Source organism: Vibrio sp. 2132-1 (assembly GCF_033344315.1).
Genome location: NZ_JAWPON010000010.1, coordinates 139,251 through 152,724 on the forward strand (window position 1 = coordinate 139,251; position 13,474 = coordinate 152,724).

General features: G+C 43.7%; 11 protein-coding genes. 5 read left to right on the plus strand and 6 right to left on the minus strand.

Annotated features, from left to right (window positions below; genetic code table 11):
• Positions 1 to 19: 19 nt before the first annotated feature.
• The 3 genes from R8N47_RS13235 to R8N47_RS13245 form a co-directional block, all read right to left on the minus strand.
• On the minus strand, positions 20 to 1,459 hold the full coding sequence (locus R8N47_RS13235; protein WP_064354776.1) for an FAD-dependent oxidoreductase: 1,440 nt from the start codon (positions 1,457 to 1,459) through the stop codon (positions 20 to 22).
• 352 nt (positions 1,460 to 1,811) lie between these two features.
• On the minus strand, positions 1,812 to 4,268 hold the full coding sequence (locus tag R8N47_RS13240; RefSeq protein ID WP_064354775.1) for an ABC transporter permease: 2,457 nt from the start codon (positions 4,266 to 4,268) through the stop codon (positions 1,812 to 1,814).
• The gene (locus R8N47_RS13245) at positions 4,268 to 4,960 is read right to left on the minus strand and encodes an ABC transporter ATP-binding protein (RefSeq protein WP_005376323.1); all 693 of its coding nucleotides are present in this window, start codon (positions 4,958 to 4,960) and stop codon (positions 4,268 to 4,270) included. Before R8N47_RS13245 ends, R8N47_RS13240 begins: the two co-directional genes overlap by 1 nt.
• Between R8N47_RS13245 and tesA the strand changes: the two genes are divergently transcribed.
• The 4 genes from tesA to R8N47_RS13265 all read left to right on the plus strand — a co-directional run bounded on the left by tesA (position 4,959) and on the right by R8N47_RS13265 (position 10,664).
• Positions 4,959 to 5,561 (plus strand): multifunctional acyl-CoA thioesterase I/protease I/lysophospholipase L1, encoded by a 603-nt coding sequence (gene tesA, locus R8N47_RS13250; protein WP_054575991.1) that lies wholly within the window; start codon positions 4,959 to 4,961, stop codon positions 5,559 to 5,561. The genes R8N47_RS13245 and tesA overlap by 2 nt on opposite strands.
• A gap of 82 nt (positions 5,562 to 5,643) precedes the next feature.
• Positions 5,644 to 6,843, plus strand: a complete 1,200-nt coding sequence (gene fabV, locus R8N47_RS13255; protein WP_064354774.1) for an enoyl-ACP reductase FabV — start codon at positions 5,644 to 5,646, stop codon at positions 6,841 to 6,843.
• 180 nt (positions 6,844 to 7,023) lie between these two features.
• A complete protein-coding gene (locus R8N47_RS13260) occupies positions 7,024 to 8,937 on the plus strand; it encodes a sensor domain-containing phosphodiesterase (protein ID WP_005376326.1) in 1,914 nt (637 codons plus the stop codon).
• Between the two features lie 71 nt (positions 8,938 to 9,008).
• Positions 9,009 to 10,664, plus strand: a complete 1,656-nt coding sequence (locus R8N47_RS13265) for an ABC-ATPase domain-containing protein (RefSeq protein WP_064354773.1) — start codon at positions 9,009 to 9,011, stop codon at positions 10,662 to 10,664.
• 79 nt (positions 10,665 to 10,743) lie between these two features.
• On the opposite strand, the gene R8N47_RS13270 is transcribed toward R8N47_RS13265, so the two are convergent.
• Both R8N47_RS13270 and R8N47_RS13275 read right to left on the minus strand, forming a co-directional pair.
• Complete coding sequence (locus R8N47_RS13270; RefSeq protein ID WP_064354772.1) at positions 10,744 to 11,364, minus strand: DNA-J related domain-containing protein; 621 nt, start codon at positions 11,362 to 11,364, stop codon at positions 10,744 to 10,746.
• Between the two features lie 128 nt (positions 11,365 to 11,492).
• Entirely contained in the window at positions 11,493 to 12,332 is an 840-nt protein-coding gene (locus R8N47_RS13275; RefSeq protein WP_005386285.1) for an isopenicillin N synthase family dioxygenase, read from the minus strand.
• A gap of 242 nt (positions 12,333 to 12,574) precedes the next feature.
• Here R8N47_RS13275 and R8N47_RS13280 point away from each other — a divergent pair, with 242 nt between their 5' ends.
• Positions 12,575 to 13,171 carry a DUF2238 domain-containing protein gene (locus R8N47_RS13280; RefSeq protein ID WP_017821932.1) on the plus strand — a complete coding sequence of 199 codons (597 nt, stop codon included), beginning with the start codon at positions 12,575 to 12,577 and terminating at the stop codon, positions 13,169 to 13,171.
• On the opposite strand, the gene cutA is transcribed toward R8N47_RS13280, so the two are convergent.
• On the minus strand, positions 13,133 to 13,465 hold the full coding sequence (gene cutA, locus R8N47_RS13285; RefSeq protein ID WP_017634166.1) for a divalent-cation tolerance protein CutA: 333 nt from the start codon (positions 13,463 to 13,465) through the stop codon (positions 13,133 to 13,135). The two genes, R8N47_RS13280 and cutA, sit on opposite strands and share 39 nt — an antisense overlap.
• Between the last annotated feature and the right edge of the window lie 9 nt (positions 13,466 to 13,474).

Consider the following 13,474-nt stretch of genomic DNA (forward strand, 5'->3'; position numbering starts at 1 on the left):
TGAGCCCAAACACAGCCGATTATGTAGGCATACCATAACGCACTGCTAAAGCTTGTGGATAGCCTCGCTCTTGAGTGAGTTTAATCGCGTACTGCTCGACCTCTTGTTCAGACCACTTTACAGCGACCGGATGCTGTGTTTCCACATTTTGGTTAGGATCGATGTCAAACCAGAATTGAAGCATTTTTTGCGCTGCGAGTAGTGTCGATGACGCTTTTACCACCTCTATTCTCGCATAGTGGTTATCTTCAAAAGTCACATCTGCCGCTCTGAGTACTGGGTCTGTTCCGGGAATTTGCTGAGCGCCAAACAATGCTTTTCCTCCTTTTACAGCAGAGTGATAGTCGGGAATAAACTGCGCCATGTGTTTGATGGCATTGTTCGTTCGCTCTTCTAACACTTCTTCTCTCCAGCCGTTACGGATCTTCGAGAGTAAAGGCATAGGCAGTTCAGGTTGAGCAGATGAGTTCGTGCTCTCCACTAAACCATCTTCAAACAGCGTGATTCCTTTTGTCATACCATGAAGTTGAAAGTAACCATCGCCATAAGGCGTCAATTGAGCCATTCCTTTATCGGTTCCACGCGGGCCATGAAAAATAACTTCTGGCCATTGTTGTTGACAGTCTGCCCACCTCGTAACGTAAGCGGCTTTAAACTCCACCAACCTGTCACGCTTGGCACCAACTGTGTTGTCAATTGAGCCTGTTTCAAAGCCACACGCGTTAACCAAGTAGTCGCATGTCATCAGGTAATCGATACCTTCACGTTCATAGCCAAGTTGCCAGTGTTCCCCCATCCAATCGGCTTGCTTAAACGTTGCTTGTGTGAAGACCGAAGCATTAGGAAGCGTATCTAGTGTTAAGTTGGCAATTGCGGCGAGGCGAAAAACACTCCAACCATATTCTTGAACTGCGACAACAGGATACTTTAGCGCTTCAAGATCAGCATGTTGAGCAAAAGGAATGCACCACTCATCGAAGTTTGTAGGATGACTTGGTTGAGTACGTTGCGCGAGAGCTTCTAGCTCCGCTTTTGAATACAGTTTGTAGTATTCGCTTGGCTCGCCGAGCACTTTATTACTCTCATCTTTATCAACGAGCGTCTGATAAGCACTTTTCACAACCTCTAATCGCGGAACTAGTGTGGATGGGTCTCCACCATCGGAATGAGGAACCGCGATGATTGTCGGACGAATATTCAGTGAAAGCGGATACAGGCGAACAGTATCGATAGATTGTGCTAACAAGTCTAAGCATTGTTGCTCGGAAATCTCTCGATATAAATTACCACCAGCATGCAAATGACAAATGGGTGGACCATTTACTAGTGATACGCCCTTCTCTATTACGGAAACTTTAAAACCCAGCTCCGCAAAATGAATTGCTGCTGTTGCACCTGCTACACCGCCACCAACAACAGCGATATGCTTATCTTTATAACTTGGAAACTCAGACTTCATTGCTTCACTAAAAATTTTATAAGGAAAATTCTTTACTAACGGTGGATTCTACTCGTGTTTGGACTTGATTAAAATCACAAAAAGTTCATGGGTTTGCGAAATATCCAACAGCGCCTGTAAAGTGCATTAAAGTAGAAAAAATTTGCGAAAAAGTACTTGACGACATGGTTAAGAAGACACTTTTTTGTGTCTATGTGAATAAGAATTTCACTGTAAGACCCATGGCGCAAAGCCTGCAGAAACACCCCACTTTTTACCCCATTTAGTTATCCCAAAAGTTATCCACTGTTTTTGTGGATAACTAAAATAAAAGTGTCATGGAGTGTTCCAAACTTGATAACACTCGCTGCGATTAAGTGTTTACTGGCGTTAACAATCTTTTCAACAAACTCATCACTACAAGTGCCAACGTAACAAATGTTGCAAGCGGTAAAGCTATCCACAATTCGGGGTGAATTTGTGCATTGAGATCGAATCCATATGTCATGACTGCGGCCACACAAACTTCCGCAGCGAATACCGCAACACCACTAGCAATCAACGCCATAATTCCGTACTCGGCCCACAGGGTTGTGTTGATCCGTTTCTTACTTGAACCTAATGTGCGATACAAACGAATCTCTTGTTGGCGTTGGGACAAGCTTAACCTCAGTAGCGTAAAGATGAGCAGCAGACCAGCAACAACGCCTAAAAGAGCAAGGATGGTGATTGCTGATACGATTTGCTGAATCAAAGCCTGAATTTTCTCGCCCATAGTTCGGATATCTAAAACAGAGACCGTTGGGTGAGCACGTGACATTGACGTCAACAACGCTTCATTTCCTTCTTCAATCCTATAACTGATGAGGTAAGAACCAGGTAAATTAGCCATCACGTCAGATGAGAAAATAAAATAAAAGTTAGGCTTCATGTCACGCCATTCGACATAACGGATGGTATCTACTACTGCATCGTAATTCTGACTGTTTATTACAAAGCGCAGCGTATCACCGAGTTTGATGCCTAAGTCATTTGCTACATCCGCTTCTACAGATACACTCCCTTTGTTTGTCCATTCACCCGAAAGCACATCATTATATTCTGGTAGGCTATCTCCCCATGTCAGGTTTAGCTCTCGACGTATCGCGTCAGAACCTTCTCCTTCGTAATCAATCTCCTTGACGTTTTGACCGTTGATCTCTGTTAGTCGTCCACGAATTATTGGATAAGCTTGTGACCGCGTAACTCCATTTTTATCTAGGGTTTCTAGGTAGTTATCGAGTTCATAATCACCAATGTTCAATGCGAACACATTTGGCGCATCTGCAGGTAAGGTTCTCTCCCAATCAGCGAGAATATCGCTGCGCACAAGCCAAATGATAGACAGCAACATTAAAGATAATGCCAAAGCACCAAACTGTAGACCGCTGGTTACTGGCGTCCGGTTGATACGACTCAACGCAAGCTTCATTGCAGGATGGGTTGAAACACGTGCAAACAGCTTTGTGAGTATGACGCTAACTGCTGCGAGTACCACAAACAGTACCGCTATACCAGTGAGCACGATCCAAACTAAGGTGTTATCTGCATACAGTAAAAGCAGTGGAACAACGGGAACTAGAACAAGTAACATTCGCTTCCAAGAACGTTGCGCTTTACCCTGCTGTAGCACTTCTAACGCGGGAGTTTTAATCAAGCCTAACAATGGTATACCGAGAGCAGGCACCGTAATCAAGACTGCTGAGATAAATGCCACCAAAAATGGTGTGACACCGTAACCAGGGAGTGGATCGGGTAATAAGTCTTTGAGTGGAATGCGTAATAAATATTCCAGCCCGCTCCCTAACAATAGACCGACGACACTGGCACTAATGAGAAGGATTGTGACTTGAATAAATAACCACTTTTCAATCCATCGGCGGCTCGCACCAAGACTTTTCAACATCGCAATAGTTTGTGTCCGGCTGTTCACGTAATTTTGACAAGTAAGAACCAATGTTGTCGCCGCCATAATGATGACAATCGCTACGGTCAAAGACAGATACTGCGTCGTGCGTTCAAAAACCTCATTACTACGACTGGCAGTATCTTGCGTGCGCCAGCGATCGCTCGGAGAAAGCTGCGTATCATCTTGTAAGCTCTTTAGTATTTTATCATCGGCTTGTAAAAACAGACGGTATTGAACTCGGCTCCCAACTTGAATTGCTCCTGTTTTATCTACGTCACTTTGATGAATGTATGCAGAAGGCATTTGCCGAAATGGATTAAAGCTCAAGCCAGGTTCCATCAATACTGCGCCTGATACAGTAAACTCGGCATCGCCTATCGTGACACTGTCACCTGGCTTTACGTTTAGTTGAGTCATAATCCGCTCATCAAGCCAGAGTTGGTTCTCTTTAACGCGACCGGCCGGATTATTTTCGAGAACGAGCTCTCCCATTAAAGGGTAATTATCATCCACCGCCCTTACCGAAATAAGCTGCATACCATTATCGCTAAATGCCATAGTGGCAAATCGCGTCATCATCGAACGTTCAAGGCTTTCAGTCGAGGCTAACAACGTGTCCGGAATGGGATTAGCAGACACAAACACCGCATCTGCCGTTAATGCGTCCTTCCCTTGCTTGACGATCACCTGCTCCATTCGTTCTGCTAATGCAGAAAGCGCAAAGATACTCGCAATCACGAGAATAAGAGCAACGCTAATAGGCCAAAGGTTCCCCTGCCTTATTTCGCCGAAACTCCAACGTATCAAACTTTTATTCGGCGAGTGCTGTGTTGTACTGTTTTGTTCTGTGGATGTGGCTTCACTTGATGATACTGCAGACATTATATCTCCTCCTTAAGCTCACCCGCCTCCATACGATAGATACGGTCACATCGGCTTGCTAGATGACCATCGTGTGTTACTAAAATCAGAGTTGTCCCGTGCTGTTCATTAAGATCGAATAGCAGCTCAATCACTTTGTCTGCGGTTTGATGGTCAAGATTGCCGGTAGGCTCGTCTGCGAACAACAGCTCAGGCTGTGTCATAAATGCACGCGCTAGCGCAACTCGCTGTTGTTCACCACCAGATAACTGGCTTGGTAGATGGTCGACACGTTTTTCTAACCCAACAGCAGCTAACAATTCCGCTGCTCTTGCTTCATCTTCGGCTTCACCACGTAAAAGACAAGGAAGCGTGACATTACGTAATGCACTCAAACTCGGGATTAACAGGAAACTTTGGAAAACGAAACCTAAAGAGTCAGCCCGAATTTTCGCACGTGCTTCATCGTCCAGTTTTGATAATTCATGACCTAATAAAGTAATTTCGCCTGATGTCGGCGTATCAAGACCAGCTAGCAACGTCATCAATGTTGACTTACCTGCACCGGAAGTTCCGACGATGGCGATTTTTTCTCCTTTTCGGATGTCAACATTTACGTCTTTGAGGATTGTTAATTGTTCTTGATTAGTAGAGACTTGTTTAGAAACCAAATTGGCTTGAACAATAGGTGCATTAAGTACAGGTGTTTGCATGATTCGTATACTTTCCTTAGTTCTATTTTTTTGTTTTTCCGCTACTTCACATGCGAGCGAAAAGCTACTTGTCTTGGGTGATAGCTTGAGTGCAGGCTATCAGATGCCGATCGAAGAGAGTTGGCCTAGCTTACTCCCTGATGCGTTGTCAGAACATGGTCAAGATGTAACAGTTATTAATGCCAGCATTTCTGGCGATACAACCGGCAATGGCTTAGCACGGTTACCTCAGTTGCTAACTCAGCATAGCCCTGACATGGTACTTATTGAGTTAGGTGCCAACGATGGCCTAAGAGGCTTCCCTCCTAAACTTATTACGTCGAATCTTTCAAAAATGATTACCATGATAAAAGATTCTGGTGCGGACGTTGTCATGATGCAAATTCGGGTTCCACCTAATTATGGTAAGCGCTATAGCGATATGTTTTACGATATCTACCCTAAGCTTGCACAGCATCAACAAGTTGCCTTGATGCCATTCTTCTTAGAGCATGTTGTCACCAAACCAGAATGGATGATGGATGATGGCCTTCACCCAAAACCAGATGCACAACCTTGGATCGCTGATTTCGTTGCTCAAGAATTAATTAAACATCTCTAATTTTAATGGTCTAGCTCAATAAGTTTTACGTAACTTTACGTTAATCTATTTTCAATTCCACTCATCGAGGATAGATAACAACATGCGAATAGAACCGTTAATTCAAGGTGTTGTTGCTCGCTCTGCGCACCCCAAAGGGTGTCATGCATCTATTAAAGAGCAAATTGAATACGTAAAGCACGCCCCACAGATCAAAAAAGGCCCAAAACGGGTTTTGATTATTGGTGCCTCCTCTGGTTTCGGCCTAGCGGCACGAATAGCCCTAACGTTCGGTGGCGCTAACGCCGATACCATTGGCGTCTCATTTGAGCGTGGCCCTTCAGAGAAAGGGGTTGGGAGTGCGGGTTGGTATAACAACGTCTTTTTTAAGCAAGAAGCAAATCAAGCCGGGCGTACCGCAATAAATATTGTTGGCGATGCATTCTCTGGTTCGGTGCGCAATCAAGTGATTGAAGCCATTGAAACGTACTTTGAAGGTGAAGTTGACTTAGTCATCTATAGCTTGGCAACCGGTGTTCGACCTAAACCTGAATCTGATGAGTTTTGGCGCAGTGTCATTAAACCTATTGGTGAACCTGTCACTGGCGCTTCTATCATGCTGGAGAACGATAAGTGGATAGAAACCACCTTAACGCCTGCAACAGAAGAGGAAGCCAATGCCACCATTAAAGTAATGGGAGGCGAAGACTGGGAAAGCTGGATTGACACACTCATCAATAACGACTCTATCGCAAACGGCTGCAAAACCATCGCCTTTTCTTACATGGGCCCTGACATTACGCACCCAATTTATCTCGATGGTACGTTAGGTCGAGCGAAAATCGATTTACACCAAACCAGTCATTCATTAAACCTCAAACTCGCCAACTTTGACGGCGGTGCTTACGCAACCGTGTGTAAGGCGTTGGTGACGAAAGCCAGTGTATTCATCCCTGCGCTAAGTCCCTACCTGTTAGCGCTTTATAGAGTGATGAAGGAAAAAGGTACTCACGAACGCTGTATTGAACAAATGCAGCGGCTGTTTACTACGAAGTTATACGATCAAGAGAAAGTGCCAGTTGACGGCGAACGCTTGATTCGAATAGATGACTTGGAACTTGAACCGCAAGTTCAACAAGAAGTCCACGCTCTTTTAGAACAGATGAATGCTGAAAACTTTAAAGAGATTGGTGATTACCAAGGTTTTAAAGATGAGTTTATGAAGCTCAATGGCTTTAACTTTGAAGATGTCGACTATTCGCAAGACATTTCTATTGAATCGTTAATGTCGCTTAAGCCTTGATACTTGTTACCTGTTTCAAGGATGAGATATGTGACAACTATTCCTAGTCCTGAACACTTTTCAGGACTTTTTTTTGTTTCGAGCCCTAGCCACCCTATACTTAATTAAAAAGCGAGAACAAAATAGAGCAGTCTGCATTTTTAATTCACAGGAAGTGAAACCACGTAAAGGATGACCTATATGGGGAGATTGCAAACATTAGACTACGAAATCCCTGAGTCTATGCGAAGAAGTTGGCAGGAAATCGTCAACTTACTGGCTCAAATAACACACGTACCCACCACATTAATTATGCGTATCCATCCGGATCGCATAGAAGTAAATACATCTAGCGAAACTCTAGGTAATCCTTATCGTACTGGCGATGCAGAGCTGCTTGGTAACGGTTTGTATTGCGAGCAAGTTATAGAACAGAAAGGCGAGCTTGTAATCCCCAATGCGCTTGAAGATGAAGAATGGCAAAATAACCCAGACATCAAACTAGGCATGATTTCTTATTGCGGCTTACCGCTATTCTGGCCAAATGGGGAGACATTTGGAACAATCTGTATGCTTGACTCTGAGAGAAACGAGTACAACGATAGTTACCGTCAGTTGCTTGAAACTTTCAAAGATTCAATCGAAGCACAGCTTTCAGTTGTGTACCAACAACATAAACTTCAGCGACTTAACACCGAGCTAAAGAGTCGAATTGAAAATCGTACCACGGATTTAGCCCAGTTAAGTTACTCCTTAACACAAGAAATTGATCGCCGTAAAGCCGCGGAAAAACAAGTGAGCTACCAAAAAACACATGATCAGGGGACTGGGTTTCTAAATCGCTCTGCACTTGAGAACATTGTCCAATACACCTTACAGTCCCTTGATAGTGATCAGCAATCGCTTGTGGTCATCAACATTGGTTTTAGTAACGCTCGCAGTATTCAGACCAGGCACGGGTTCGAGGTCTTTGACAACATTTTAAAAGAATTTCACTCCAGATTAACCAGACACGGTGCTAGCGGATTTATCACTGGTAGACCAAGTTCGAATGACATGGTTTTATTGATTTGGGGAGAGGATATTGAAGCTCGGTTAAATCAACTATTAGATGATATCACTAAAATTAGCGTAGATGGATTTGTCTTCAACAAAACAGAAATACATTTGCACACGTATATCGGTATAGTTCAAGCTTACAAAGATTGCAGCAATGCTAAGCGTATCCTTCAACATGCATGTTACGCGATGCTTCTATGTAAAGAATCCGGCGAACCTTTTAGTTATTTTAGAGAAAATCATTCGGCGGATCTCAATAGTCACAATGAACTGGAAAGTTACCTTTTACAAGCAGTGCGTAACGACGATTTAGTGTTGTACTTTCAACCTCAAGTAGACTCCAAAACACGTAAATGGATTGGCGCAGAAGCCTTGCTTCGCTGGAGACATCCAATACTTGGCGACGTTTCCAACGAAGCATTGATACATATGGCCGAACAAAACGGGCTTATCTTTGAAGTTGGCTCTTTTGTTCTGCGTACCGCGATAGACAAAGCGAAACAATGGTCTGAGTTAATCGATAACTTCAAAATTGCCGTCAACGTTTCTCCCATTCAATTACAAAACGTAAATTTTGCAGAACAAGTGCAACACCTACTCGACACTTTCCATTTGCCAGCACACTTTCTCGAACTCGAAGTAACCGAGAGCGCTCTAATTGCCGATGAAATAGTAGCACGCACAACGTTAAATAAGTTGCACAAACTAGGTGTGACATTGTCACTTGATGATTTTGGTACAGGATATGCCTCGTTCAGCTATTTAAAGAAATATCCATTTGATGCCATCAAAATTGATAAAAGCTTCGTCCAGCAAATGGAAAAGTCGGACGATGATCGCGCGATAATTTGTTCTATCATACACATTGCGAAAAAACTGGAACTCCAAGTCGTGATCGAAGGCATTGAATCTCCCCAACAAGAGCAGTTTCTCATTGGTGAGGGCTGTGATATCGGACAAGGTTTTCTTTATGGTAAACCTATGCCTTGTAATGAATTTGAGCAAAGTTTGTTTAATCAGCGCCTTTCTGGCGGGCAATACGCCTACTCTTCCTAAGCATTCTCTTTACTATGAGGGCGGTGGTTTCTATAATCGCCGCCCGCTTCTATTAAAAGGCTAATATCTTCATGGATCAGTTGACTGCCACGCTTAAGAAAATTGAAAAGCAGAACTATCGAGCTTATCAGCAAATCAAAGGTCAATACGACTTCACTGATTTCACTTTGTTTATCGATCATGTACAGGGTGACCCTTATGCATCGGCGTCACGTTTTCGTGCGACTCGCGCATGGTCTTTGACTGGTCTTGAGTGGCTAAGAGACGAGTCTCCTGCATTTCAAAGAGCTGCACGTGATTTTATTGCGCGTAGTTTTGAACAGTTTGCTAAACAAGAAAACTCAGTATCAATTTCACTGACAGGCCAAACTGTACTGGATAGCACCGCGGTGTTGTTTACTGAAGAAGGTATTGAACTGCGTTTTCGAGTTAACTTACCAGCCGAAGGTCGTTCAGTATTGGGGAAAAAAGCCAACAACATACTGACTTTCCACCTGCCTAAGTTTATCCGTCGAGCAACTTTAGAGCGTGAACTCGACAAAGCCGCTTTAATTAAGCACTGCCAAGTTGTTGAAGACCAAGATGCCCTGCGAGAACAGTTGGAGGCCAATAACTTAGTCGCGTTTGTCGCAAACGGCAGTATCCTTCCTCGAATTGCAGGTAATTGCGACCTTCCTATGAAAGAAGCCGTTGAGTTTAAAGCCCCTGAATCTCTACAAGTCACTTTACATGCGCCAAACAAGGGCCATGTCACAGGATTAGGAATTCCAAAAGGTATCACACTGATCGTAGGTGGCGGCTTCCACGGTAAATCTACCTTATTAAATGCAATAGAGCGTTCAATTTACGATCATATTCCAGGAGATGGTCGCGAATACATTGTTGCCGATAACAAGGCTATGAAGATTCGTGCCGAAGATGGTCGATGCGTACACCACTTGAACCTGTCGAACTACATCAACCATTTACCAATGGGTAAAGATACGGCGGACTTTTCTACTCAAGACGCATCAGGCTCAACGTCGCAAGCCGCTTGGCTTCAAGAGTCTATTGAAGCGGGTTCAAGCACATTATTGATTGATGAAGATACTTCTGCTACCAACTTCATGATTAGAGATGAGCGTATGCAGGCATTGGTGGCAAAAGGTGATGAGCCAATTACTCCTCTCGTCGACCGCATTGGTCAATTACGAGATGATCTTGATATCTCTACCATTATCGTTATGGGTGGGTCGGGCGACTACTTAGACGTTGCCGATACCGTCATTCAAATGCACGACTACCAAGCCGTTGATGTGACTGAAAAAGCGAAAGAAGTTATCGCTCAGCACCCTACTCAACGCCATAACGAGTCAGAAGAACGTTTACAGACCTTCCCACCTCGAGCACTGAACCGCGTTGCGTTGATGAATATTCTGACTGACGGCAAGTTCCGTGTGAATGCGAAAGGCAAAGAGTCACTTCGATTTGGTAAAGAGTTTACTGATCTTAGCGCTTTGGAACAGATAGAGTCAGCCGATGAAGTCAACACAATTGGCTGGTTATGGTTCCAAATTGCTCAACTTCCAGGTTGGTGTAATCATCCGGCGAAGGAGATTGAAGAAATGCTGTCTGGTGAGTGGCATGCCGCTCTTCCTAAGCAAGGCGACTTAGCCAAACCACGCACACTAGACGTTATGGCTGCCCTCAACCGCATGCGAAAATCTCAGTTTAAGTCATCATGCTAGTTTTGATACGCTGACAGAGACAGTTCAATCAAAAGGCAGCTATAGTTAGCTGCCTTCCTTTATCTTTATTCTTAGCGAATCATTCGTTTCTCAGTACATTCCACGCTTCACAAAGAACTCTAAATCTTTCTGCATCGCCATTTTCTCGATCAGGATGCCAACGAAGCGCGAGTTTTCGCCATTGTTTTCTAATTTCCGCAGGCGTAGCGTCAGTGTTAAGTTCAAATAGTGACAGTGCCTTTGTCTTATCTACGCTGGCTACTGACGAACCACCGATGAACTTTTGATAAGTTGTCCAAAATTCATTCAACAGTCGACGCACTTCATCTTCATCCGCTTCGTAATTGCGCCAATCTAAGTAATACTCACGCAAAGGATCATGAATATCGATCTTATGCCTCAAAGCTTCCATCGAAGACATGAGCTGAATATCCATGGCTTCGACTCGAAGCCAACTATCCGGATACAGAGTGTCTTGCAGTTGATATAATGCATTCATGATCAGGAAATTTCTTTTGAATAAATCCTTATCGGGAGAGTCGTCCAGCTTTGAAATATAACCTTGTTCACCCAACGAGCTTGCCAAGGTGTGCACTTTCCAATTAGAGGGCTGTTTTCTCAGAATTTCTAGCATTGGCCAAAGCAGCGGATTTTCTATTGCATGAGGCTCAATACTATTGACAGTACGTTGTCCTTCCATTCATCCTCTCTGACACGAGTTTAGGGCCCCATTCACGGCACAAAAAACATAGTTTCCACTTTGTAGCATAAATGCAAAAAGGCCGATAGTCATTCACCATCGGCCTTTGTAAGGAGATCACGTAAAGGTTAAATAACCCCTAGCTCACGTAAACGTTCCATAAGGTAGCTATGTGCAGTGTAGCGCTCAGATAACACCACTTCCGGCTTTGGATGCAGGAACAACGGTAATGAGATACGTGACTTTTCTTGACGGCCACCCGTAGGGTTGATTACACGGTGAGTCGTTGAAGGGAAATAACCACCTGACGCTTCTTGAAGCATATCACCAATGTTGATGATTAAGTTTCCGAAGTCACATGGTACATCGATCCAATCACCCTCTTTACTCTTTACTTGCAGTCCAGGCTCATTGGCAGCAGGCAAAACCGTTAGCAGGTTAATGTCTTCATGCGCAGCAGCGCGAATAGCGCCGGGCTCTTCTTCGCCTGTCATCGGTGGGTAGTGAAGCACGCGTAGTAATGTTTTGTCGCTGTTATTGATCATTTCTGACAACGCGATAGAGAACTTCTCTTGAACGTCCTTAGGTGCGTACGCTTCAACCCAGCCTAATAGCTCTTGAGCAAATGCATTGGCACGCTCGTAGTACTCTAAGATTTCAGCTTTAAGCTGCTCTGGGATCTGCCCCCAAGGGTAAACATGAAAGTACTCTTTGATGTCTTTCACTTTGTGCCCTTTCGCCACTTCAGACACAGAAGGTGGGAAGTAGCCATCTTGGGTGTCTACGTTAAAGTGAAAATCATTCTTTTGTTCTGAACAGAAAAACTCATGCCAGTTTTTGTAAATTGACTCTACAAGCTCTTGTGGAATCGGGTGGTTTTTCAACACACCGAACCCCGTTTCGCGTAGAGAGGTAACGAACTGTTGAGCAGCATCGTCAGCAAGATAATCGACAGTTTCCAGTTTCATGGCTTTACTTCTTTTTTATTAGACTGAATCATGGATTCTATGGATGGGCATGTTGTAAATCAAACTTTAATGAAAAGTGCACGCGCAAACGTTTTAATGTTGAGCAGTTTGCCAATAAATCAACATTTTCAGTGATCAAAAAACCCATTAAAATATCAATTGCACACCGTTCAATTAAGTGCAATCATTAACACAATCTATGGAGTCCCACTGTAAGATAAATTGAAGGATCAAATAACTCTATGAAAAGCACCTCGACACTCTTAGGATTAACGATTTTTTATGCCATCGTGTTTTTATTTTCTGCGTTGGAACCTAACTCACGTGCAGTTTGGTTTGCGGAGATTATCCCGGCGATTGGTATTCTTGTTGCTATTTGGGCGATTTCGATTCGCTATCAGTTCAGTAATACGGCTTACTTTTTAATGTTCATCTGGCTCTGTTTGCACACTATCGGTGCGAAATATACGTTCTCCGAAGTGCCGTTTGACTGGTTTAACGACATGATTGGTTCAGAGCGAAATAATTTTGACCGCATTGCGCACTTTTCAATTGGCCTTTACGCATATCCGATCGCTGAATACTTGATAAACAAAAAACGGTTCAACAAAGCGTTCTCTTGCTGGTTTGCTTTGTTTGCTATCATGTCACTTGCTGCTGGCTATGAGATTATCGAATGGTGGTATGCGGAGTTGGCTGGTGGCGATGAGGGAATTGCCTTTCTGGGCTCGCAAGGTGACATATGGGACGCCCAGAAAGATATGTTGTGCGATACCGTTGGTGCAGTGTTGTCGTTATTCTTAATGTCGGCTCAACGTCGATTCTCTCAACCATTCTAAATAAGGGTTAAACCCATCAACAATTGGAACCTGTACGATTTGAGCGACCTCGTATTCGTGCAGGTTTTCTATTTTCTCTTCCACCAATTCATAGAGCTCTCGACGAGTTTTGATCACCAGCAACCATTCGTTGTCAGTACAAACCTCCCCTTTCCAAACGTAGTGGCTTTCAATAGGCATTGTTTGAATACACGCGGCTAATTGGGCATCTAGCAAACCTTTAATGATCTGATCTCGATTTTTTTCATTACTGGTTGTACTTAAAACCATGCAATAGTCATGTTTCATACTCATTTTCTAGCC

Bases quoted from the DNA above. Each gene is read 5' to 3' on its own strand.
- R8N47_RS13235 (WP_064354776.1), bottom strand. From the start codon at position 1,459: ATGAAGTCTGAGTTTCCAAGTTATAAAGATAAGCATATCGCTGTTGTT.
- R8N47_RS13240 (WP_064354775.1), bottom strand. From the start codon at position 4,268: ATGTCTGCAGTATCATCAAGTGAAGCCACATCCACAGAACAAAACAGT.
- tesA (WP_054575991.1), top strand. From the start codon at position 4,959: ATGATTCGTATACTTTCCTTAGTTCTATTTTTTTGTTTTTCCGCTACT.
- R8N47_RS13245 (WP_005376323.1), bottom strand. From the start codon at position 4,960: ATGCAAACACCTGTACTTAATGCACCTATTGTTCAAGCCAATTTGGTT.
- fabV (WP_064354774.1), top strand. From the start codon at position 5,644: ATGCGAATAGAACCGTTAATTCAAGGTGTTGTTGCTCGCTCTGCGCAC.
- R8N47_RS13260 (WP_005376326.1), top strand. From the start codon at position 7,024: ATGGGGAGATTGCAAACATTAGACTACGAAATCCCTGAGTCTATGCGA.
- R8N47_RS13265 (WP_064354773.1), top strand. From the start codon at position 9,009: ATGGATCAGTTGACTGCCACGCTTAAGAAAATTGAAAAGCAGAACTAT.
- R8N47_RS13270 (WP_064354772.1), bottom strand. From the start codon at position 11,364: ATGGAAGGACAACGTACTGTCAATAGTATTGAGCCTCATGCAATAGAA.
- R8N47_RS13275 (WP_005386285.1), bottom strand. From the start codon at position 12,332: ATGAAACTGGAAACTGTCGATTATCTTGCTGACGATGCTGCTCAACAG.
- R8N47_RS13280 (WP_017821932.1), top strand. From the start codon at position 12,575: ATGAAAAGCACCTCGACACTCTTAGGATTAACGATTTTTTATGCCATC.
- cutA (WP_017634166.1), bottom strand. From the start codon at position 13,465: ATGAGTATGAAACATGACTATTGCATGGTTTTAAGTACAACCAGTAAT.